The organism is Ruegeria sp. CK1, assembly GCF_056536545.1.
Map to the genome: position 1 here is coordinate 128,844 of NZ_JBQFPX010000002.1, position 21,691 is coordinate 150,534.

The following is a 21,691-nucleotide window of genomic DNA, read 5'->3' on the forward strand; positions in this document are numbered from 1 at the left end:
GGGATCGCAGGTACTCTGAGTTCTCATGTTTGCCTGTACAAAGTACTTTATGCTCTGTCCGATGTTGGCACCTTTCGGCGGATTTCAGCACATTGCCAAATTCTACGAAATATAGTGGTACCTTTTCTGAACTTCGCCACAAATTGCGAACTCACCTAATTCCAGCGAAAAGTTATTAAATACCCACAAGGGGCTTTACGGAATACCCTCCGGCGATATAGCCTATTGTCATTTAGACGCGCCGATTAAACGGATTATTTCTGAGAATATCAGTAGATAGCGGTTGTTCGGCGCGAAACACTTTCGTTTTGCGGACCGGCCTCCACTCACTCCAACCTCAGGTCCGTAGGCCCGTCGTGCTAAATGCGCGGCGGGCCTTTTTACCTAAGGTAAGCCAAGTCAGGGTGCGACATTTTGTCATGCGCTTGGTTACCTGCACTCTCCGTACCCTGAAATAGGGGCTGGGCACCCGTGAAACAAAAAAAACGGAGCCTGACTGATGTTGAACTGGACTGACCTGACGCAAGACTGGGACGCTATGTACTCGCGTGCAAAGCGGCGTTTTCCGAACCTGCTCGATCAGGACAAAGTAAGGCTGAGTAAAGATCGAAAAGGTTTTGAAGCGTATCTGGCCGAACGCCACCATCTGACCGTGAACGAAGCGCACGAAGAGCTTGAGGATTTCTTATTTACCGAAGGTCTGAATCGCGAGTTCAGCCGATCTTTAAGTAAGTGAAGTGACCCAAAGTATCGTCGCGTCCTCGTCACTTACAGAGATAACATTGTGCCCCATACTACCGTCGTAATAGGCGCTGTCGCCGCGGCGCATTTCGACGGGTTCGTAGAACTCGGTATACAGTTTCACAACGCCAGTCAGCACATACAGGAATTCCTCGCCGTCGTGGCGCACCCAGCCGTCGAACTCTTCCATTGAGCGGGCTCGCACGCGAGCACGGTAAGGCAGCATCTGCTTTTTTGTCAGGTTCTCTGCTAACAGCTCATGTTCGTAAGTCACTGTTGGATGCGCTGCGCCTTCGCCCATCCTGGTGACAGCCATACGGCCAATCACCTGATCGCGCTGCGGCGGGGTAAAAAGCTGCGGCACTGAAATTTCCAACCCGATCGCCAACTTTTTCAGCGCATCATACGTGGGCGACATTTGCCCGTTTTCGATCTTGCTGAGGGTCGATCTTGCCAATCCGGCTTGCGTAGCCGCCTGTTCCAGCGTCCAGTTCCGCGCCTTGCGCAATTGACGCACACGTGCGCCGAGGTCCAGCGGTTCAAGCTCGGTGTGATCGCCCGAGTCCCGAGCGATGCGGATTAGAGATGGCTGTTCATTGGTGCTCATGCGCCACTCTATAGGCCCAGCCTGCCCCGCTTGCAACGCGCCAAGCGCCACTGTAGCCAGTTGTCATGCTTTCTGTTTTCGATCAGGGGCCACCGCCGACGTGTCCCGCACCGTTCAATCTGGCAGCCCATGTGTTGCGATGCGTCGACGACCATCCGGACAAGATCGCATTGTCGGTCCTGCGCGGCGATGAGACCGAAGACTGGTCTTACAACGCACTCAAATCAGCGATCTTGGGTACTGCCACTGGATTGTTGAACGCCGGCCTGAAGTCAGGTGACATCGCATTGATGAGGCTGGGGAATACCGTAGACTTCCCTATTGCTTATCTCGCCGCAATTGCCGTCGGAATCGTACCGGTGCCCACGTCGTATCAACTGACAGAACCCGAAACCGAACGCATAATCGCGGAATTGAAACCCTCTGCCGTTATAAAGGATCCGACGGTAGCCTGTGCAGCGCATCCGGCGCAGATCACACTGGGCAGCCTAATCCAGATGCGCGACTTACCCCCAGCCGAGTTCCAATTCGGCGATCCGGATCGGCTGGCCTATATCGTCTACACATCCGGCACGTCCGGCAAACCGCGTGCCGTGGCACATGCCCACCGTGCCATCTGGGCGCGCAAGATGATGGTCGACGGCTGGTACGGGCTGAAGAAATCGGACCGTTTGTGCCACGCCGGGGCCTTCAATTGGACCTACACGCTGGGCACTGGGTTAATGGACCCTTGGACTATCGGCTCCACCGCCCTCATCCCAGAGGCAGGAACCGACCCGGACGCGCTGCCAGAGCTGTTACAGCGCAACAGTGCAACGATCTTTGCAGCAGCGCCCGGAGTGTTCCGCAAGATATTGAAGACGTCGCAAACCCTGCATCTGCCAAACCTCCGCCACGGCCTGTGCGCGGGGGAGAAATTATCCCGCCATTTGCACACGAAATGGGCCGAAGCGACCGGAACGGAGCTATACGAGGCTTATGGTATGTCCGAATGCTCGACCTTCATATCGTCCAGCCCCATCCACCCTGCGCGTGGCGAAGCCCTGGGTCAGCCCCAACCAGGGCGGCGCGTGGCAATCCTTGGGCCAGACGGACCGGTTCCGCAAGGACAGGAAGGTACCATCGCCATCCACCGATCCGATCCCGGCCTGATGCTGACTTACCTGAATGCGCCTGATGAAGCAGAAGCGCGCATGCAAGGTGACTGGTTCCTGACTGGTGATCAGGGGGCGATGGCTGTTGATGGCCAAATCACTTATTTAGGCCGTGACGACGACATGATGAACGCGGGCGGCTATCGCGTTTCACCGGTCGAAGTCGAGGCCGCGTTGTCCAAATACCCCGGGATCACGCAGGTCGGTGCCGCTGCGGTCGAAGTTAAACAGGACACGTTCGTGATAGCTGCCTTTTATACTGGCCCGGAAAAGCTGGACGATGCCGACCTGCGCACCTATGTGGAGGCAAATCTTGCGCGATATAAACAGCCCCGCGCGTTCATTCACCTGCCCGAGCTCCCGACCGGCGGCAACGGTAAACTTTTGCGCCGAGCGTTGCCGGCCTATTTCAAGGCGATAACACCATGACCCAGAACGTCAAACTCGATATCATGTCTGATCCGATCTGCCCGTGGTGCTATATTGGCAAGACCCATTTGGATAAGGCTTTGGCAGCCATCCCCGATCATCCCTTTGTTATCGAATGGCATCCGTTCCAACTGAACCCAGACATGCCCGACGAAGGCATGGACCGGCGCGAGTACCTGGAACGCAAATTTGGTGGCAAGGAAGGAGCCGTTCGCGCGTATTCGCCCATCGCGGAACACGCCGAAAATGCAGGGCTGAACATCGACTTCGAAGGAATCAAGCGGACACCTAACACTCTTGACGCCCATCGCCTGATCCATTGGGCCGGGATCGAGGGCAAGCAGAACGCCGTAGTTGACGCTTTGTTTGACGCCTATTTCGTGCAGGGTCGGGATATTGGTGACCACGAGGTTCTGGCCGACATTGCCGACAGTGTCGGTATGGACGCCGCCGTCGTGCTGAAGCTGCTCAGCTCTGACGCGGACCGTGAAGATATCAGCGCACGCGATACGCATTCACGTCAGATGGGCGTAAACTCGGTTCCGACATTCATTGTAGCCAACCAGCATGCAGTTCCCGGCGCGCAACCTCCTGAAATGTGGGAAAAAGTGATCGGTGAAATTATGTCTCAGCTTGAGGCTTCCTCTGCAAATTAGCACAAAGCATTGTGCAATTTGATCCCTAGCGTCGTTTGGCATGTCGTGATAGCGCGATCACGTCAGGAGTCGCACAATGGCAAATCGTATGTCACAGAAGGAGTTTATCGCGCTCATCGCAATGATGTTCGCGACGATCGCATTTTCGATCGACTCGATGTTGCCCGCTCTGCCCGAGATCGGCGCGCAGCTTAGCCCAAGTGACGTAAACAAAGCACAGCTTATCCTGACGTCTTTCGTGCTTGGAATGGGCATTGGAACTTTTTTTGTTGGCCCCATCTCGGATGCGTTCGGGCGCAAGCCGGTCATCTACTTTGGCTCGGCACTTTACATCGGCGCTGCGGCGGTGGCTTGGGCCAGTTCGTCACTTGAGCTGTTGTTGATCGCACGGGTTGTACAGGGCATTGGGTGTGCTGCACCGCGTGTGGTTGCCATGGCCATCATACGCGATCTGTATTCTGGCCGAGAGATGGCGCGGATTGTATCCATCGCCATGATGATCTTCACGCTGGTACCGGCCGTGGCACCGATGCTGGGCGCTGGTATGATCGCAATCGCGGGTTGGCGCGGCATCTTCGTCTCATTCATACTTTTCTCAGTGATTACTATGATCTGGATGGGCTTGCGCTTGCCTGAACCGCTGCAGCCCCAGAACAGAAGACCGCTGCGCTTACCTCTCATGGTTTCAGCCGCACGAGAGATGTTTAGCCATCCAACTGTACGCGTATCCATCTTCGTACAGACCCTTTGTCTGGGCATGCTGTTCACCACTTTGACCATGGTGCAGCCAGTCTATGATGTAATCCACAACAGCGCTGACAGCTTCCCGTTCTGGTTCGGATTTGTGGCACTAGTTGCAGGGTCAGCTAGCCTGTTGAACGCAGCTCTCGTCATTCGCGTTGGGATGAGACGCTTGGTGACATGGGCCTTGGGTGCACAGATCGTTATCACCGCGCTTGTATTTGCGCTGAACTTGATACCTCTGTCTGCCAATCTTTCCTTTGCAGTTTTCGTTTTTTGGCAGACCTCGATCTTCTTCATGGCGGGCATGACCATGGGCAATCTGAACGCCATCGCTATGGAACCGATGGGCCACGTCGCAGGTATGGCAGCATCGGTAATCGGGGCGTTTTCAACCGTTCTGGCCGCAGCAATAGCCGCGCCAATAGGATTGCTATTCGACGGAACAATAATACCCTTGACCACCGGCATCTTGGTCATGAGTGTGATCGGTTTTGGGTTGATGCTCCATATGGGCCGGATTGAAAACAGACTGCCAGCCTGATCTGTGCAGCCTGCCCGAATCCCGCTAACCTCGACTTGATCCGAGGGGAGATATCAATGAGCGGTTATTACGATCTGGGCACGCATTCTTGTCCGGTCAGCACGTCAGTGCCCGAGGCGCAGCTTTGGTTCGACCGAGGGTTGGTTTGGACCTATGGATATAACCACGACGAGGCTGTGGTTTGTTTCCAGCGTGCCGCCGAGTATGACCCTGAATGCGCTATGGCTTATTGGGGCATCGCCTATGCCGCTGGTCCAAATTACAACCTACCGTGGGATTTGCGGGATGATCGTGGCCAGCAAAAAGCGTTGGCACAAGCCTATGATGCGACGCAACAGGCATTAGCCTTGGCAGAGAACTGCAAACCAGTCGAACAGGCGCTGATCCGCGCCCTGCCAGCGCGATACCCGCAGCGTGATCCGATCCCAAACATGAACGGATGGGATCAAAATTTCGCCGACGCAATGCGCGCTGCATTTACTCAGCACTCTGATCAGCTGGACCTGCGCACAATTTATGTCGAGGCGCTGCTAAACCTTACGCCCTGGAAAATGTGGGACCTCAAGACCGGACAACCCGCCGAGGGGGCCGCCACGCTAGAAGCGCAACAGGTGTTAGAGGACGCGATGTCTAACGACCCTGCGGCCATGTCCCATCCGGGCTTATTGCACCTCTATGTTCATCTGATGGAGATGTCCCCAACACCGGAAAAGGCTCTCAAGGCCGGGGATGTTCTACGTACGCTGGTGCCTGACGCGGGTCATCTTGTTCATATGCCAACCCACATCGACGTTCTGTGCGGTCACTATCAGAACGTTGTCCACTGGAACGAAAAGGCTATCGAAGCTGATCTGAAGTATTACGAGCGTGAAGGCGCATTCAACATCTACACGGGATATCGTCAGCACAACTATCACTTTGCAATCTACGGTGCACTGTTCCTTGGCCAGATGGAACCGGCCCTGCGTGCAAATCAGGGCCTGTGGGACACCACACCAGAAGAGATGCTACGTATCGAAAGCCCGCCTATGGCGGATTACTTCGAAAGCTACATGTCGATGGGGCCGCATATCCTGATCCGCTTTGGACAGTGGGAAGAGGCCAAAGCGTTAGAACTTCCTAAAGATCCCGACCTATTTCGCACGCTGACAGCGACCATCCACTACGCTCGGGCTATCGCTTATGCTGCCACCGCAGAAGTGGCCAAGGCTGAAGCCGAAGAACAATTGTTCCTCTCAGCAAAAGCCTGCGTTCCTGAAACCCGCTTGTTGCACAATAACCGCGTCGTCGATCTGCTTGAAATTGCACGTGAAATGCTACGCGGTGAAATCGAATACCGCAAAGGCAACTATGACATAGCCTACGCGCATCTTCGCCGTTCGGTCGAGTTGGACGATACGCTACCCTACGACGAACCATGGGGATGGATGCAGCCCACCCGCCACGCGTTAGGGGCGTTGCTGTTCGAACAAGGCCATATTGCCGAGGCCGAGGCCGTTTATCGCGAAGACCTTGGCCTGGGCGGCACACTCAGCCGCGCCTCAATCCATCCGGATAACGTTTGGAGCTTGAAAGGCTTGCACGATTGCTTGAAGATGCGCGGAGAAAGCACTGAAATAACACAAATAAAACTGCGCCTTGATCTTGCGCTGGCCCGCGCTGACCGTGTTGTCGGCGCGTCTTGTTTTTGCGCTCAAGCCGCGATGAAGGTCGCCGAATGAAATACGTTCTTTTACTGGCCGCATTGATCTGTGGTCCCGCTTTTGCCGACCGTCAGTCATTTCCACCCATTGATCAGGCTGATCGCGACCCCTCGCTGGCAGCCTTTCGCGATGCTTTGCTGGACCAAGTGATCGCACGAGACGTCGAAGCCGTAATCGCATCAGCATGCCCGGACATTTACCTGAGCCACGACGGAGATGGAGGCCCAGAAGAGTTAAAAGAGAAGCTGATCCTCGATCCCGAAACGCTGTCAGAAGAATATCGTGAAGATGCGGATGCAATGCGGGCCCAATACTGGGCTGATCTTGAGAACACGTTATCCCAGCCCGGCTATTTCGACCAAGAAGGCGAGTTCTGGATGCCGCATCAGTGGCAGATTACTCTGCCTGCTTCACTTGACCCAAGCCTGGCTTACTTTGTGACGGGTCAGGACGTAACACTACGCCAGCTACCGTTTCATGGCGCACCGATCCTGGGGTTGATCAGCCACGAAGTCGTGATCATCCGCATGTATCAGGACACGGCTGAGTATCAGCGTGTGCTGCTGACCGATGGAATGCAGGGCTATATGCACCGAGACTTCCTCTGGCCAATGACAGGCAACCGCGCCGCGCTAGTAAAATCGGACGCGGGCGATTGGCAGCTCTGTACCTTTGTCAGCGGAGACTAGGCCTTGGCCTTTTTCTTTTCGGCCACAACCTTTTCTGCAAGATCACGAGCAATCGCGAAGGCGCCTTTGATTTTGTCGCTGTCCTTCTTCCAGTCGCGTCGCACAACGATCTTGTTGTCTTTGACCTTAGCCATTCCGCGCTGATTTTGGATGAATTCAACCAGCCCTTGGGGCGAAGCGAATTTGTCATTGTGGAATTGAATAGTTGCGCCTTTTGGCCCTCCGTCAAGCTTGGCAATCCCTGCCCGCTTGCACATCGCCTTAATGCGCACGACCAGCATCAGGGTATTCACCTCTTTCGGCAGTTTTCCGAAACGGTCAATCAATTCGGCGGCAAAACCCTCGAGTTCAACTTTCGTCGAGAGTGAGGACAAACGACGATACAATCCAAGTCGCACATCCAAATCGGGCACATAATCTTCGGGGATCAGAACCGGGACACCCAAATTGATCTGGGGCGCCCATTGGTCGTCAGCATCAGACAGCCCTTCCATCTCACCGGCTTTAATCTTGGCTATCGCCTCTTCCAGCATCGACTGATAGAGTTCGTATCCCACGTCGCGCATCTGGCCAGACTGTTCTTCACCCAACAAGTTACCAGCACCGCGAATATCCAGGTCTTGAGAGGCCAGCGTGAACCCGGCACCCAACGTATCCAGCGAGCCCAACACACGTAGGCGTTTCTCGGCCGTCGCTGTAAGTTTCTGACGTGGTTTCGTGGTCAAATAGGCGTAGGCGCGGGTTTTTGAACGCCCTACCCGCCCGCGAATTTGATACAATTGCGCGAGGCCGAACATATCCGCCCGATGCACAACCATCGTGTTCGCCGTGGGAATATCCAGCCCGCTTTCTACAATCGTGGTCGCCAGTAATACGTCATACTTGCCGTCGTAAAAGGCATTCATCCGGTCATCGAGTTCACCTGCAGCCATTTGCCCATGTGCGACCATATAGGTCAGTTCAGGCAGCTGCTGTTTCAGGAACTCTTCAATCTCAGGCAGGTCCGAGATACGCGGAACCACATAGAAGCTTTGCCCACCGCGGTAATGTTCGCGTAGCAGCGCCTCGCGGACGGTAACTGCATCAAATTCACTGACATAGGTACGTATGGCCAAACGGTCGATGGGCGGTGTACCAATGATCGACAGGTCGCGCACTCCGGTCAGTGACAGTTGCAGCGTCCGAGGGATCGGTGTTGCGGTCAGGGTAAGAACGTGAATGTCTGAACGCAGTTGTTTCAAACGTTCTTTGTGCCTAACGCCAAAGTGCTGCTCCTCGTCAATGATGAGCAGGCCCAGATTGTTAAACCGAATTCCCTTAGCCAAAAGCGCATGGGTGCCGATCACGATATCCACTGTCCCGCGCGCCAGACCGTCGCGGGTCTGCTGTGCTTCTTTCCCGGAAACAAATCGCGAAAGCTGCCGCACCTCCAAAGGGAAACCCCGAAAGCGTTCCTTGAACGATGCCGCGTGTTGGCGCGCCAGCAAGGTTGTTGGCGCAACAACTGCAACCTGCACCCCCGACATGGCCGCAACAAACGCCGCGCGCATTGCAACCTCGGTCTTTCCAAAACCAACATCACCGCAGATCAACCGGTCCATCGGCGCACCAGAGTGCATGTCCTCCATAACCTCGGAAATGGCACGCAATTGATCGTCGGTTTCTTGATACGGGAACCGGGCGCAGAATTCCTCCCACGCGTGCGGCGGCGGTTCCATGACCGGGGCCTTGCGCAAAGCTCGTTCGGCTGCGATGCGGATCAGTTTGTCCGCCATCTCGCGGATGCGCTCTTTCAGCTTGGCCTTCTTCGCCTGCCAAGCACCCCCGCCCAGACGGTCCAACAAACCTTCGTCATGACCGTATTTCGACAGCAGTTCGATATTTTCGACAGGTAGATACAGCTTGGCCTTTTCAGCGTATTCCAACAGCAAACATTCATGGGCCGCACCGGCGGCTGTCACCACTTCCATTCCCAGATAGCGGCCAATGCCGTGATCTACGTGGACGACCAGATCGCCCGGAGTAAGAGATTGAGTTTCTGTCAGGAAATTCTCGGCTTTGCGACGCTTCTTGGGTTGCCGGATCAGGCGGTCGCCCAGCACGTCCTGTTCGGCAATGACCGTCAATTCGGGCGTTTCGAACCCATTTTCCAGCGCCCACACGGCCAGATGCAAACCGCGCTTCCCAATGCGGGTGCCGTTGGCGACAGGAACCGCCTCAGCCAGACCTTCATCCTCAATCAACCCGGTCAGACGCTCACGCGCGCCTTCAGAGTAAGATGCGATTAGAACAGGTCCTTTGTTCAGCTTGTCGGTGATATGAGCCGCCAGCGCGCCAAACAGGCTGACACTTTCTTGCTGGCGTTCTGGGGCAAAGTTGCGCCCAATGCGACCGCCTGCGTCGATCACTCCGGGGCCGCTGGCCTGCGGCAAAGGGGTAAACTGCATGACCCTTCGGGCACCTACCGCTTGCTCCCAAGCGGCATCGTCCAGGTACAACAAACCGGGTGGTGTCGGCTTATAAACCGTGTCCATTCGAGACCGATTTTCCAAGGCCAATCGACGAGTTTCATACTGGTCTTCAATCGACTCCCACCGGGCAAGCCGCGCAGGCGTCACCTGATCGTCCAAAGAGATCGTCGCCCCCGGCAAATAATCGAACAAAGTTTCCAGCTTTTCGTGGAAAAACGGCAGCCAGTGTTCGATACCCTGATGCTTGCGACCTGCACTCACTGCTTCATAAAGCGGGTCATCTGTGCCCGCTGCACCAAATTCTATGCGGTAGTTCTGACGAAACCGCGTTATGGCTGCATCATCCAGAATGACCTCGGATACTGGAGCAAGTTCCACGACGTCCAACTTTTCAGTGGTGCGTTGCGACACTGGATCAAAACGACGAGCACCATCAAGCACATCGCCGAACAAATCCAATCGGACCGGGTCGGATTCGCCGGGCGGAAAGATGTCTATAATGCCACCCCGAATGGCGTAATCTCCGGGCTCCATCACCGTGGGGCTTTGCGTGAAGCCCATGCGCACCAAAAAATTCCTCAGCGCCGTTTCGTCAACACGATGATCCACGCGCGCCGTGAAAGCGGCTTCGCGCAGCACATCCCGTGCGGGCACCCGTTGGGTCGCAGCATTCAGCGTGGTCAGCAGGACGAACCGGTCGGGCATCTGATGCACAAGTGCAGCCAACGTTGCCACTCGTGCCGCTGCAATATCGGCATTGGGCGAGACTCGGTCATAGGGCAGGCAATCCCACCCTGGAAAGACAAAGACCGGCATATCAGGCGCAAAAAAGGCAAGCGCCGCACGCATCGCTTCCATCCGCTTGTCATCGCGCGCGACATGGCAGACCGGCCCGCCGGACCGAGCGATCTCGTTCAAGACAAGCTGCGCGTCAAACCCTTCGGGGGCGCCGCCAACTGATACGTGGTTCGGAGCCGTCATCTTTTCGTACCTTTCCGAATTTCCTACCCAAGAACTCCGATAGAGAAGTTCTGATACATGCCCCAAAGCGATGTGATCAGGATCGAGATCATTCCGATGATCTGAGTATAAATCCTGCATCGCGTCAGCGTCTTACCGACGACTTCAATTGTTCCATCGCTGCGCTTTAGCTTACGGGCAGATGATATGTTTATCAGCATCACTGGACACAATGGAAACAGCAGCAGGAAAACGGCCTGCGCAAATTCGAGACCATAGTAAAAACCAAGCATCGCCAGACCAGCGAAGAAAAAACACGCCAAACCCAGAATGATCTGCCCAGAAACGTCGACGATATAGAGTATGCGGTTACTGTTTATCCGAACGATATCCAACAGATCGCGCTCTGCCTGCCCGCCCACACGACGCGCGCGCACCAAAAGGTCAAAAGGCACACCCATCGCCCAGTGGCTGGCCGATGACCACAACACGGCCAAACCAATCCAATACCACAAATTGGAAAAGCTGCGCATGTCGATGATTTCGAATAGCGTAGAGTATAAGTCCAAGCGTCAGCCCCTTGTTCACTGTCCTTAGGGGCTTTGTTTGCGCAGCGCGTTTATCGTTACCCTTGAGACCTTGTGGAATTCATGCCACCCAATGCGGGAATATTCAAGGAGAGTGCGAGATGAAACCTACCATCGCCCCCTATCCCCTGACCCGTTTTCGCAGGGCCCGGCAATCGCGAGCCGTTCGAGGACTTGTTCGGGAAAACACACTGACCACAGATGACCTGATCTGGCCGGTTTTTGTGCGCGATGGCGAAGGTATCGAGGAACCCGTGCCTTCTATGCCAGGCGTAGTGCGCCGATCAGTCGACCTGACCGCAAAGGCCGCGATTGAGGCGCAGGAATTGGGCATCCCAGCAATTTGCATCTTTCCCTACACCGATCCCAGCCTGAAAACTGAGGATTGCGCGGAAGCTTGGAATCCAGACAATTTATCGAACCGCGCCATTCGCGCGATCAAAGCAGCGGCCCCAAACATCGCTGTTATGACAGACGTAGCGCTGGACCCCTACAATATCAATGGTCACGATGGCTATGTTGTCGACGGCGAGATTGTGAACGATCAGACCGTCGAGGCGTTGGTTAAGATGACCCTGGCCCAAGCCGAGGCCGGAGCTGACATAATCGGACCCTCAGATATGATGGATGGCCGGATCGGCGAAATGCGTCGGGCGCTGGAAAAGGCGGGGCATCAAAACGTGATGATCCTTAGCTACGCTGCAAAATATGCGAGTGCTTTTTACGGGCCGTTTCGCGATGCCGTCGGCGCATCCGGTGCGTTGACCGGAGACAAGAAAACTTACCAGATGGATCCGGCCAACTCGAACGAGGCTCTGCGTCTGATCGAACGCGATCTGACCGAGGGCGCGGACATGGTGATGATCAAGCCCGGCATGCCCTATTTGGATATCTGCCGGCGCGTGAAAGACGCCTTCGGCGCGCCTACCTATGCATACCAAGTGTCAGGCGAATACGCGATGATCCAGGCAGCAGCGCAAAATGGTTGGGTTGACGGTGAAAAGGTGATGCTGGAAAGCCTGCTGGCCTTCAAGCGCGCGGGCTGTGATGGCATCCTGACCTACTTCGCCCCAGAAGTTGCTCGCCTGCTACAGGGCTAAAACCTGAAATTTACGCGATTTTTCGCCGATAGAAACGCGTGGTCGCTCAGCTTTCCCGTGACACGCGCAAGCAATCGGCGTATTCTTGCACATAAGATCGGGAGCACCCGACAATTCAGGCAGTAATACAGAGAAAAAATATGAGCAGTTCCAATGCACCCCGACTAAGCCGTCGCGGCTTTGCCTTTGGCATGGCCGGATTGACGGTCACCGCAGCATGCGGCAATGGCGTCGGCAGTTCCAACGCTGCCAAGATCGACGCCCGCGTCGATGCCACGCTAAACGAGATGTACACGAAGTATCCCAACACGGTTGAGATCGCGAACAAAGCCAACGGCATGTTGGTTATGCCCTTGATTACCGACGCAGGGTTAATCTTCTTTGGCGGCGCCTATGGCCAAGGCGCGTTGCGCATTCAGGGCGCAACGGTTGACTACTATTCCGCGATTTCGGGTACCGCTGGCCTGCAAATCGGCGCCCAGCAATATGCGCATGTGCTGTTCTTCATGACCGAAGATGCGCTGAACGACTTCCGCCGTTCCAGCGGCTGGACCGCTGGTGCTGATATTGGCTACGTGGTTGATGCGACTGGAAATTCTTTGTCCACTGACACAACAACGCTGCGATCGCCTGTGCTGGCCGTGGTATTTGGACAAGCCGGTCTAAAATTCGGCGCTACTGTTGAAGGCACAAAATATACACGGATTATTCCTTAACTTTGGACTACCACGTCCCCCTCAATTGAACCCCGCCACAAGCCTCATCTGTGGCGGGTTTTCTTATTTCTTAAGCCGTAAATAAAAATTTTCCCGGGCTGTTCCTCTTTCGGTCAGCACGACCATCCACTAGTCTTGCCGCAACCGGAACAAGATTAGGGTAGTAGGCCGCCGATGGCATTTGTATTTCGCTGGCTCGTGCGCATTACCACAGGTCTGATCCTGCTTGGTTTGGCCGCCATAGCACTTGTGTATTTCTTGGCCAGCCAGTCGCTTCCGGACTACGATCAAACCGTCGAAGTCAAAGGCTTATCCGCACCGGTTGAGATTATCCGTGACACCGCCAATGTCCCTCACATTCTGGCTGAAAATGATCCAGATGTGTTCTTTGGGTTGGGTTACGCCCATGCTCAGGACCGGCTGTGGCAGATGACAGTAATGCGCCGCACAGCCCAAGGGCGTCTATCAGAAGTGTTTGGCGCACGCACGGTTCACGTCGACAAACTTCTTCGCCGACTGGACCTGTATGGGTTGGCGCATCGCTCGGTCGAGGTGCAAGACGACTATACCAAAGCGGCGCTCCGGGCCTATGCCGCAGGTGTGAATGCGCGATTGGATGAAATCAACGAAGCAGCCCTAGGCCGTGGCGCGCCTGAGATGTTTCTGTTCAATGCACCAGTTTCGCCGTGGCAGCCCGGTGACAGTATCGCAGTGATCAAGCTGATGGGCCTACAATTGTCAGGTCATCTTCAGGACGAGGTACTGCGTGCACGTACATCGCTGATGCTGAACGATCCCGTGCGTCTCGCCGATATTCTGCCTGACGTTCCAGGCGCTGGTATTGCCGCCTTGCCTGAATATGCCGCGCTGTTCCCAACGGTTCCCCGCTATGCTCGCGGGACTCCGATGCCCGAAACACCACTGTCACCCTTTCCAAAAAGAGGGTTGGCTGGCGCTTCGAACGCATGGACCGCAGCACCCTCACGTTCGGCCAGCGGTGGCACGCTATTGGCCAACGACCCGCATCTGGGTTTCACGGCGCCCGGCGTCTGGTACTTGGCCCGACTGGAGCTCGCCAAAGGCGGCGTAATCGGCGCAACCATCCCCGGTATACCCGCTGTCATGACAGGGCGCAGTGACCGTTTGGGCTGGGGGCTCACATCGTCTTACCTTGACGATCAGGACGTTCATATCGAACAGCTGAATCCCGATAATTCTGAGGAATACCTGACCCCAGACGGGTTCAAAAAGTTCCGCACGCGTCCATCGATCATCGAAATCAAAGACGAGGCCCCGATTACGTTAACTCTGCGCTGGACAGAAAACGGCCCTGTACTGCCCGGCACTCACTATGATCTGGAAACGATTACGCCCCCGGGCCATGTTGCTTCGTTGTCCTGGACGGCACTCAGTCCACGCGATACTTCGATGACCGCCTCAATGGCATTGATGAACGCTGACAATGTTCGGGAAGCCATAGAAGGGGCTGAATTGTTCATCTCGCCCTCGCAAAATCTGTCTTTGGTCGACAAGGACACGATCGGTATGAAGCTGATCGGCGCCATGCCCAAACGTGATCTGCGCAACCAAAGCCGGGGGCGCATACCGACGCCCGGTTGGCTGGCTGAAAACCTATGGCAGGGCCGCCTGCCCTATGGAGACAACCCTGAATTCATTGCACCTGCAGGGGGCATTTTGGGCAATACAAACAACAAGATCATCAACCGCCCTTTTCCCGAACATGTCTCGTATGAATGGGGCGACACCCAGCGTGTTCATCGCTGGGAACGCCTGATGCAATCACGTGAAGTACACACACGCGACAGCTTTATCGAGGCTCAACTGGATACCGTCAGCTTTACAGCCCGTTCGTTGCTGCCGCTGATAGGTGCAGACCTTTGGTTTACCGGAGCTTCTGCCCCAGAGGGAACACCCGAACGCCAGCGCCAGATCGCGTTGTCCCTGCTGGCTGAGTGGAATGGCGAGATGAACGAGCACCTGCCTGAGCCTTTGATTTATGCTGCCTGGCTTCGGGCGCTTCAGATTCGGTTGATTTCGGACGAATTGGGTCCGCTGGCTGCCGAATACAAACATGTCGAGCCGCTTTTCATAGAACGTGTTTATCGTGACGTGAACGGCGCTTCTGTTTGGTGCGACGTGCGTCAGAGCGCGCCAGTCGAGACCTGCACTGATATGGCACGTCTGGCGCTTGACGACGCGCTGATCTGGATTTCAGAAAACTACGGCACCGCGCTTGAATCGCTGCGTTGGGGTGACGCACACCAAGCCACACATGACCACCCGGTACTGGGCTCTGTCCCCGTGTTGCGGTTTTTCGTCAATATTCGCCAGTCTACAAGCGGTGGTGATAACACGCTGCTGCGCGGACGCACATCGGGCGAAGGTAAAGACCCATTCCAAAATGTCCACGGCGCTGGCTATCGCGGCGTATATGACTTTGCCGACCCCGATAGCTCGGTCTTCATCACAGCCACCGGTCAGTCGGGTCATTTCCTGTCACGCTACTATGATGATCAGGCTCAGCTATGGCGGCGTGGAGAGTACATTCCGATGTCGCTGGATCTGGATTTGGCGCGGGCTGCCGCCGTCGGTATTACTAACCTTATCCCGCGCTGAATATCGCGCTTCGGCAAGACCTTGCCCCTTTTTTCACCGGTCGTGGACGCGGACAGGCCTTTTCGCCTACGATCCACCGGTGACTATTTGCGACCGGGGGCACAAATGGCGAGTATACGGGATAGGCTGAATAACCTTGCACGCGACTACGCCATCGCTTGGAGTTCAGGCGATCCAAACGCGGTGGCCGAATTCTTTGCCCCTGATTGCCAAATGACAATGAACCGGTCCGAGCCCTTAGTGGGCCGTGCCGCAATCGCCGAGATGGCGCGTGGATTTCAATCCGATTTTCCAGATCTTGAGCTGCGCTGTGACATGATGCGATGGGCCGGGCACCACGCAATCTTTGTCTGGACCTTCGAAGGCCATCACGCCAAGACCGGCAACCATGTTCTGACCCGTGGGTGGGAGGAATGGGATTTGAATGAAAACCATAAAGTTCTGTCTTCATCGGGCTGGTTCGACGCCGAAGACATGCAGCGTCAGATTGACGGTGCGTGACTGCACTCCTCAATCCGGCTAGTCAGACGTAGTCGTGTACTTTCGTGGGATACCCTGCGTTACTTCAAACCAGACAGAAGCTTTTGTGCGTAACTGATGTGCATCGAAGGCAGCTTGGTTCTCGAACACTTCACTAACGTTAAAACGTCCAGAGACAGTTTCATCCTCCAGAACTTCGAATGATAGGCAGCCCGGCTCAGCCCGTGTCAGCGAAATGTGCTCTGGCAGCGCGGCCCGAACTTCTTTCAGCCGGTCGACAGGCACCATAATGTAGCCGCGCAGATATACTTTTCCCTCTGATGCCATGCTGCACCTTTCGATAGCTCAAAGCGCAGCAAACTGCGCAGCCTGTTTGTCCGTCCACAAAACTGTGATTTCGAAACCATCGTCCGTCTGACTCTCGGACCTAACCACATCCTGGCGAAACAACCATGCACGCTTGTTGCCATCGGCGAACCCCAATGAGAGGACTTCTTCGTGTCGTACCCCCTGCAGTTTGGTTGCGATCTCGGCCAACAGCGGTTCAACGCCCTCACCCGTCACTGCAGAGATAGCGAAGATCGAAGGGTCTCGGTCGGCACGTTTAAAAGCGGCTTCACGTTCGTCACTGTTCAGAAGGTCGATCTTATTCCAAACCTCCAGCCGCGGACGTTCGTCATCGACACCCAATGAAGTCAGGATCGTCTCAACATCCTGCGCTTGGGCATCTGTTTCTTCATGGCTGATGTCACGGACATGGACAACGATATCGGCACCCAGAACTTCCTCAAGCGTTGCACGGAACGCAGCCACCAACTCGGTCGGAAGGTTCGAGATAAATCCAACCGTGTCCGAAAGGATAACCTCGGGGCCGTCGGGCAATTCTACCCGCCGCATGGTCGGGTCCAGCGTGGCAAACAGCATGTCCTTGGCCATCACCTTGGCCCCAGTCAGCCGGTTAAACAGCGTGGACTTTCCTGCGTTGGTGTAACCTACTAACGCCATAATCGGATAAGGTACTTTGGCCCGTGCTGCACGATGCAGCGTGCGCGTTTTTACGACCTTTTGCAGTTGCCGACGCAAACGCACCAATTGTTCGTCAATGGCACGACGGTCGGCCTCGATCTGCGTTTCACCCGGACCGCCAACGAATCCCAGTCCGCCCCGCTGGCGTTCAAGGTGCGTCCAAGCCCGCACCAGTCGCGTTCGCTGATAGCTAAGAGCGGCCATTTCGACCTGCAATACCCCTTCTCGGGTTCGCGCACGATCACTGAAAATCTCAAGGATCAAGCCCGTCCGGTCGAGGATTTTGACCTTCCAAGCCTTCTCAAGGTTACGCTGCTGGACGGGTGTCACCGGCCCATCAATCAGAACCAACTCAATCTCTTCATCGTGCAGCCGTTCGGCCAGCTCTTCGATTTTACCGCTACCGAACAACAACCCCGGCTGAGCGCGTTGCAGGCGCACAATTTCGGACCCGATCACATCTAAGTCGGGCAATGCGGCCGCCAGAGCAACCGCCTCTTCCAGCGCTGGTTCAGGGACACGGCGCTGTTCATCTGATTTGATTTCCGGATGCAGCACCCAGGCTCGGGTGCGCGTCCTGTCATGTTCCATCAAGAGGCGTCTTCGCCCTCATAAAGGCTGATCGGCTGTGACGGCATGATGGTTGAAATCGCGTGTTTGTAGACCAACTGCGACTGTCCGTCGCGACGCAGCAACACGCAGAAATTGTCGAACCAGGTGATCACACCCTGCAATTTCACACCGTTGATCAGGAAAATTGTGACCGGGACTTTTGCTTTCCGTACATTATTTAGGAACGCGTCCTGCAGATTCTGTCTGTCCGAAGCCATATTTTTATAATCTCGCCATTGTTCTTGCTACGCGCTGCGGACCAACGCGCTCCCTCTGGCCGAGTATGGAGCGGGATCAATCGAGTTTCCAGATCAAAAATTAGCCAATGTGCATATGGCAAAGCCTAGTCTCGCCAGAGGGTTGGCGTGATCAGCGCAATAATCGCCAGAGTTTCCAGCCGCCCGATAACCATTGCCGCGCACATCGTAAGCTTGGCCCCATTGGAAAGGTCAACGATCCGGATCGGGATATCTGTTGCCAATTCGATCACTGGACCCGTCGTGCTGAGCGCCGCCACGGTCAGAACCATGGCCTGTTCGAACCCGGCCCCCATCATCGCCAGCAACAGATTAAACAGCGCCGCCGTCAGCGCGAACATCATCAAGAAAATCCAAGCAATAAATGCTCCGTCGCTTTGAATTCGCCGGTTACCGCCACCCACACCACTGACGGACGAAGGGTATATAAGACGATCAATCTCGCGCGCGCCATTTAGATACAGTGCAAATACGCGCAGCAGTTTTACCCCGCCCGCCGTTGTCGCAACGCCACCACCGATCAAAGCCAACCCCATCAAGATCAATCCTGGCGTGCCCAGTCCCGACAATTGTTGCGCATCGTTCCAGTTGGCGCTTTCGAACCCGGCCGTTGTCAAGAAAGATAGACCCGTGAACAACATGCCCCAGAAAACGTTCACCGCCTCTAATGGCTGCATCGTTCCGCCGATTTCACTGACCCCAGCCAAGACCCTGAAAAACAGTAAAACCGCCACGGCGAAGACAATCATTAGGCCAATGCGAAATTCCGGATCTTTGTCTAACCGCGAGTACCCCGTTGTTGCTGTGTCCGTTGAAAAAGTCAGACGTGATAAGGCAAAAAACAAGAACAAGAAAATGAGCGCCTCGCCGGTGATACCAGCCTGCGCGCCTTCGAGGCCGCCGACCGGCGAAATACCTGAAGTCGCCATCGTCGACATTGCATGACAGATGGCCGTCAACCCCTGTTCACCCGCAACCAGCAGCAGCACCCAAATCACTGCAGTCAGACCTGCATACACTGGCGCAAGAGTACGCGTGACGCGGATCAACCGCCCACGTGGATCAACCTTTTCACTTTGCGCCACACCGGTGACCGGGCGACCTGGCTGGCCGCGCGCAGTGACCTCGAAACCACCCAAAGAGAGCGGCGCCAGAATAGCGGCTGCCGAAATCCACATCAGCAAACCGCCCATCCAGCCAACCAGCGCGCGCCAAAGGTGAAGCGGTGCCGTCAAACGATCAGGGTCAGGGAAAATATCGGCGCCCGTGGTTGTCAGCGCGCTGACCATATCAAAATAGGCATTCAAAAATTTCGTATTGCCCATGGCATCATGTTGCGGGATCGCAAGGAACAACGGCAATACAGTGAAACACGCGAGCAAGACCGCAAGCTGCCCAAGTGTACCTCGGCGTGGAACACGGTTCGAAGACGCCAAAGAAACTGACGCCACTATGAACAATCCTACCAAACCAGAATAGAAGAAAGACCGTGACGTGTCGTGATCATCCAGCGCAAGCGCATAGATCGCCGGAATCCACATCGACAGCGAGACCACACCCCAGATCAGTAGAAATAGTGGCAAGCGCCGCACCAACCCAATCTGCTGTGTTTGCGCGGGCAACATTAGAAGAAATCGATCGAGACCTGCAGCAATCGCTCAACCTCGGGAACGTCCTTGGCCATTGCAAATATCGCTACAACGTCTTTTTCTTCGATCCGCAGACTGCCCGAAGGTCGCAAGACCTCGTCCCCTTTACGAACCGCACCGACCAACACGCCCTCGGGGAAATCAATGTCGCGCAACCTCTGCCCAGCCAGCGGTGAGGTAGAAAGTACCTCAGCCTCGATCACTTCAGCCTCAGCATCGCCGATAGAGTAAACCTGACGGACCCGCCCATGTCGGATATGGCGCAAAATTGAGCTAACTGTGGTGGCCCGCGGGTTGATGTATGCGTCGATCCCCAGCGGCCCCATCAGCGCAACCATGCTGGGATCATTGATCAATGCAATTGCCAACGCGCAGCCTTCGGCTTTCGCACGCACAGCGGCCAGCATGTTCGCTCGGTCATCGTCAGTTACCGCAAGCATTGCATCAGCCCGTTCGATTCCTGCTTCTCGCAGAAGGGCTGCGTCCAGACCGTCACCGTTCAGAACAATCGTCCGCTCTAACGCCTCAGCCGCTAGTTCAGCGCAATGGCGATCCCGTTCAATGATCTTGGCCCGAACCCGGCTTTCACGCTCTTCCAGCGTTCGAGCGACCTCAAGCCCTACGTTGCCACCGCCAACGACGACCACCCGGTCCTGTTTCTTTTGCGCCTTGCCAAAGACCTCCATCGTGCGAGCCACGTCATCGACATGGCTGAACACATAACATTCATCGCCAACAAACAGCTGATCCTCGGATTCCGGAGCAAAAAGGCTGCCTTCTCGACGAACCCCCACAACAATCGCGCTGAGCGTCGAGAACAAATCCGTAAGCTGCCGCAAAGGTGTGTTCACGATGGGGCAGTCTTCTTCCAGACGGATGCCCAGCAACTGAGCTTTGCCGTCCATGAACATCTCGGTATCAAAGGCGGACGGTGCTGACAGTCGCTGCATCGCAGCTGCCGCGACCTCGCGCTCGGGGCTGATCACCACGTCAATTGGCAAGTGGTCGCGTCGGAACAGGTCCGAGTGGATCGCCTGCAAATAGGATTTGGCCCTTAGACGCGCGATCTTGCGCTGGATTGAGAAGATAGAGTGCGCCATCTGACAGGTGACCATGTTCACCTCGTCCGAATGGGTCGCTGCGATGATCATATCGGCGTCTCGGGCCCCCGCCCGATCCAGTACATCAGGATAGCTAGCGAACCCCGCGATCCCTTGCACATCCAGCGTCTCGGTCGCACGGCGCACAAGATCGGGGTTGTTGTCCACGACCGTTACGTCATTAAGCTCACCCGACAGGTGCCGCGCAATCTGCCAGCCGACCTGACCGGCGCCGCAAATGATGACCTTCATGTGTTTGGCCCTTCTGCCTGAATTGTTTGAATGACAGATGCCCCCAAAACGGTCAATTGATTTGTCATACTCGCCCACCTAGGGCAAGATAAGTGCATGAAAACAGTGCTTCGTTTGCTACTTCCGATTACGGTCCTATCCTCCTGCACCGGACCGCTCTCACTGTACTACCGCGAGGGTGAGAGTGTGTCTCGCCTTCAGAGCGAAACCACTCAGTGCCAAGTGCAGGCCGTAAATGAAGTGCCAGTAGCCACTCAGGTACGCCAAAGCCCGCCTACATACTGGCCCGGCCGGTCTTATTGCGACGGCAGAGGGCGTTGTTATCGTTCACCTGGGTGGTGGCAGCCCGGACAGATTTATACGGTAGACGTCAACCAAGGGCTGCGGAATGAAGTCGAAGCGCAGTGTATGGCCAAGAAAGGGTTTCGCCCGGTCAGCCTGCCACCGTGCAAACAAGGTGAGAAGGCTAACGTACCAGCTGTACCTACGACAACTTTACCGCCACTGACGACCCAGTCCTGCTATGTGAAATACGACAACGGGTCGTTCCAAATCATCTCTCCCGGTCAGGCCGGATAAA

The 21,691-nt window shown here is 55.6% G+C and carries 19 protein-coding genes; 11 read left to right on the forward strand and 8 right to left on the reverse strand.

Going from position 1 to position 21,691, the window contains the following annotated elements:
- The first annotated feature begins 499 nt into the window (after positions 1 to 499).
- Complete coding sequence (locus ACR0L3_RS07190) at positions 500 to 736, forward strand: hypothetical protein (RefSeq protein ID WP_480744867.1); 237 nt, start codon at positions 500 to 502, stop codon at positions 734 to 736.
- Here ACR0L3_RS07190 and ACR0L3_RS07195 read toward each other — a convergent pair.
- Entirely contained in the window at positions 725 to 1,348 is a 624-nt protein-coding gene (locus tag ACR0L3_RS07195) for a helix-turn-helix domain-containing protein (protein WP_480744869.1), read from the reverse strand. The two genes, ACR0L3_RS07190 and ACR0L3_RS07195, sit on opposite strands and share 12 nt — an antisense overlap.
- 65 nt (positions 1,349 to 1,413) lie before the next feature.
- Here ACR0L3_RS07195 and ACR0L3_RS07200 point away from each other — a divergent pair, with 65 nt between their 5' ends.
- The 5 genes from ACR0L3_RS07200 (at position 1,414) to ACR0L3_RS07220 (ending at position 7,264) form a co-directional block, all read left to right on the forward strand.
- Entirely contained in the window at positions 1,414 to 2,931 is a 1,518-nt protein-coding gene (locus ACR0L3_RS07200) for a class I adenylate-forming enzyme family protein (protein WP_480744870.1), read from the forward strand.
- Positions 2,928 to 3,587 carry a DsbA family oxidoreductase gene (locus ACR0L3_RS07205; RefSeq protein ID WP_480744871.1) on the forward strand — a complete coding sequence of 220 codons (660 nt, stop codon included), beginning with the start codon at positions 2,928 to 2,930 and terminating at the stop codon, positions 3,585 to 3,587. Before ACR0L3_RS07200 ends, ACR0L3_RS07205 begins: the two co-directional genes overlap by 4 nt.
- 76 nt (positions 3,588 to 3,663) lie before the next feature.
- Entirely contained in the window at positions 3,664 to 4,872 is a 1,209-nt protein-coding gene (locus ACR0L3_RS07210; RefSeq protein ID WP_480744872.1) for a multidrug effflux MFS transporter, read from the forward strand.
- Positions 4,873 to 4,928: 56 nt separating this feature from the next.
- Positions 4,929 to 6,593: a tetratricopeptide repeat protein gene (locus ACR0L3_RS07215; RefSeq protein WP_480744873.1), complete on the forward strand. Its 1,665-nt coding sequence runs from the start codon at positions 4,929 to 4,931 to the stop codon at positions 6,591 to 6,593.
- The gene (locus ACR0L3_RS07220) at positions 6,590 to 7,264 is read left to right on the forward strand and encodes an SH3 domain-containing protein (RefSeq protein WP_480744874.1); all 675 of its coding nucleotides are present in this window, start codon (positions 6,590 to 6,592) and stop codon (positions 7,262 to 7,264) included. The genes ACR0L3_RS07215 and ACR0L3_RS07220 overlap by 4 nt, the downstream gene beginning before the upstream one ends.
- Here the strand turns inward: ACR0L3_RS07220 and mfd are convergent.
- Positions 7,261 to 10,716: a transcription-repair coupling factor gene (mfd, locus tag ACR0L3_RS07225; RefSeq protein ID WP_480744875.1), complete on the reverse strand. Its 3,456-nt coding sequence runs from the start codon at positions 10,714 to 10,716 to the stop codon at positions 7,261 to 7,263. The genes ACR0L3_RS07220 and mfd overlap by 4 nt on opposite strands.
- Positions 10,717 to 10,739: 23 nt before the next feature.
- Positions 10,740 to 11,264 (reverse strand): component of SufBCD complex, encoded by a 525-nt coding sequence (locus tag ACR0L3_RS07230; protein ID WP_480744877.1) that lies wholly within the window; start codon positions 11,262 to 11,264, stop codon positions 10,740 to 10,742.
- A 119-nt stretch (positions 11,265 to 11,383) separates the two neighbouring features.
- On the opposite strand from ACR0L3_RS07230, the gene hemB reads away from it, so the two are divergent.
- The 4 genes from hemB (at position 11,384) to ACR0L3_RS07250 (ending at position 16,236) form a co-directional block, all read left to right on the forward strand.
- Positions 11,384 to 12,382 (forward strand): porphobilinogen synthase, encoded by a 999-nt coding sequence (hemB, locus tag ACR0L3_RS07235; RefSeq protein WP_480744878.1) that lies wholly within the window; start codon positions 11,384 to 11,386, stop codon positions 12,380 to 12,382.
- Between the two features lie 140 nt (positions 12,383 to 12,522).
- On the forward strand, positions 12,523 to 13,098 hold the full coding sequence (locus ACR0L3_RS07240; RefSeq protein ID WP_480744880.1) for a lipid-binding SYLF domain-containing protein: 576 nt from the start codon (positions 12,523 to 12,525) through the stop codon (positions 13,096 to 13,098).
- A gap of 174 nt (positions 13,099 to 13,272) precedes the next feature.
- Positions 13,273 to 15,735 (forward strand): penicillin acylase family protein, encoded by a 2,463-nt coding sequence (locus ACR0L3_RS07245; RefSeq protein ID WP_480744882.1) that lies wholly within the window; start codon positions 13,273 to 13,275, stop codon positions 15,733 to 15,735.
- Between the two features lie 105 nt (positions 15,736 to 15,840).
- Positions 15,841 to 16,236 carry an ester cyclase gene (locus ACR0L3_RS07250; protein ID WP_480744884.1) on the forward strand — a complete coding sequence of 132 codons (396 nt, stop codon included), beginning with the start codon at positions 15,841 to 15,843 and terminating at the stop codon, positions 16,234 to 16,236.
- A gap of 18 nt (positions 16,237 to 16,254) precedes the next feature.
- On the opposite strand, the gene ACR0L3_RS07255 is transcribed toward ACR0L3_RS07250, so the two are convergent.
- The 5 genes from ACR0L3_RS07255 to trkA all read right to left on the reverse strand — a co-directional run bounded on the left by ACR0L3_RS07255 (position 16,255) and on the right by trkA (position 21,111).
- Positions 16,255 to 16,542, reverse strand: a complete 288-nt coding sequence (locus ACR0L3_RS07255) for a putative quinol monooxygenase (protein WP_480744885.1) — start codon at positions 16,540 to 16,542, stop codon at positions 16,255 to 16,257.
- Between the two features lie 18 nt (positions 16,543 to 16,560).
- A complete protein-coding gene (gene hflX, locus ACR0L3_RS07260) occupies positions 16,561 to 17,832 on the reverse strand; it encodes a GTPase HflX (RefSeq protein WP_480744887.1) in 1,272 nt (423 codons plus the stop codon).
- A complete protein-coding gene (gene hfq, locus ACR0L3_RS07265; protein ID WP_010440340.1) occupies positions 17,832 to 18,071 on the reverse strand; it encodes an RNA chaperone Hfq in 240 nt (79 codons plus the stop codon). Before hfq ends, hflX begins: the two co-directional genes overlap by 1 nt.
- 125 nt (positions 18,072 to 18,196) lie before the next feature.
- Entirely contained in the window at positions 18,197 to 19,735 is a 1,539-nt protein-coding gene (locus ACR0L3_RS07270; RefSeq protein WP_480744888.1) for a TrkH family potassium uptake protein, read from the reverse strand.
- Positions 19,735 to 21,111: a Trk system potassium transporter TrkA gene (trkA, locus tag ACR0L3_RS07275; protein WP_480744890.1), complete on the reverse strand. Its 1,377-nt coding sequence runs from the start codon at positions 21,109 to 21,111 to the stop codon at positions 19,735 to 19,737. The genes ACR0L3_RS07270 and trkA overlap by 1 nt, the downstream gene beginning before the upstream one ends.
- 96 nt (positions 21,112 to 21,207) lie before the next feature.
- Here trkA and ACR0L3_RS07280 point away from each other — a divergent pair, with 96 nt between their 5' ends.
- The gene (locus ACR0L3_RS07280; RefSeq protein ID WP_480744891.1) at positions 21,208 to 21,690 is read left to right on the forward strand and encodes a hypothetical protein; all 483 of its coding nucleotides are present in this window, start codon (positions 21,208 to 21,210) and stop codon (positions 21,688 to 21,690) included.
- Position 21,691: the final 1 nt, after the last annotated feature.

Coding starts and splice junctions, on each gene's coding strand:
- ACR0L3_RS07195 (WP_480744869.1), bottom strand. CDS start 1,348: ATGAGCACCAATGAACAGCCATCTCTAATCCGCATCGCTCGGGACTCG.
- ACR0L3_RS07205 (WP_480744871.1), top strand. CDS start 2,928: ATGACCCAGAACGTCAAACTCGATATCATGTCTGATCCGATCTGCCCG.
- hemB (WP_480744878.1), top strand. CDS start 11,384: ATGAAACCTACCATCGCCCCCTATCCCCTGACCCGTTTTCGCAGGGCC.
- hfq (WP_010440340.1), bottom strand. CDS start 18,071: ATGGCTTCGGACAGACAGAATCTGCAGGACGCGTTCCTAAATAATGTA.
- ACR0L3_RS07190 (WP_480744867.1), top strand. CDS start 500: ATGTTGAACTGGACTGACCTGACGCAAGACTGGGACGCTATGTACTCG.
- ACR0L3_RS07220 (WP_480744874.1), top strand. CDS start 6,590: ATGAAATACGTTCTTTTACTGGCCGCATTGATCTGTGGTCCCGCTTTT.
- ACR0L3_RS07245 (WP_480744882.1), top strand. CDS start 13,273: ATGGCATTTGTATTTCGCTGGCTCGTGCGCATTACCACAGGTCTGATC.
- ACR0L3_RS07250 (WP_480744884.1), top strand. CDS start 15,841: ATGGCGAGTATACGGGATAGGCTGAATAACCTTGCACGCGACTACGCC.
- ACR0L3_RS07215 (WP_480744873.1), top strand. CDS start 4,929: ATGAGCGGTTATTACGATCTGGGCACGCATTCTTGTCCGGTCAGCACG.
- ACR0L3_RS07210 (WP_480744872.1), top strand. CDS start 3,664: ATGGCAAATCGTATGTCACAGAAGGAGTTTATCGCGCTCATCGCAATG.
- ACR0L3_RS07200 (WP_480744870.1), top strand. CDS start 1,414: ATGCTTTCTGTTTTCGATCAGGGGCCACCGCCGACGTGTCCCGCACCG.
- trkA (WP_480744890.1), bottom strand. CDS start 21,111: ATGAAGGTCATCATTTGCGGCGCCGGTCAGGTCGGCTGGCAGATTGCG.
- ACR0L3_RS07255 (WP_480744885.1), bottom strand. CDS start 16,542: ATGGCATCAGAGGGAAAAGTATATCTGCGCGGCTACATTATGGTGCCT.
- ACR0L3_RS07240 (WP_480744880.1), top strand. CDS start 12,523: ATGAGCAGTTCCAATGCACCCCGACTAAGCCGTCGCGGCTTTGCCTTT.
- mfd (WP_480744875.1), bottom strand. CDS start 10,716: ATGACGGCTCCGAACCACGTATCAGTTGGCGGCGCCCCCGAAGGGTTT.
- ACR0L3_RS07280 (WP_480744891.1), top strand. CDS start 21,208: ATGAAAACAGTGCTTCGTTTGCTACTTCCGATTACGGTCCTATCCTCC.
- ACR0L3_RS07270 (WP_480744888.1), bottom strand. CDS start 19,735: ATGTTGCCCGCGCAAACACAGCAGATTGGGTTGGTGCGGCGCTTGCCA.
- hflX (WP_480744887.1), bottom strand. CDS start 17,832: ATGGAACATGACAGGACGCGCACCCGAGCCTGGGTGCTGCATCCGGAA.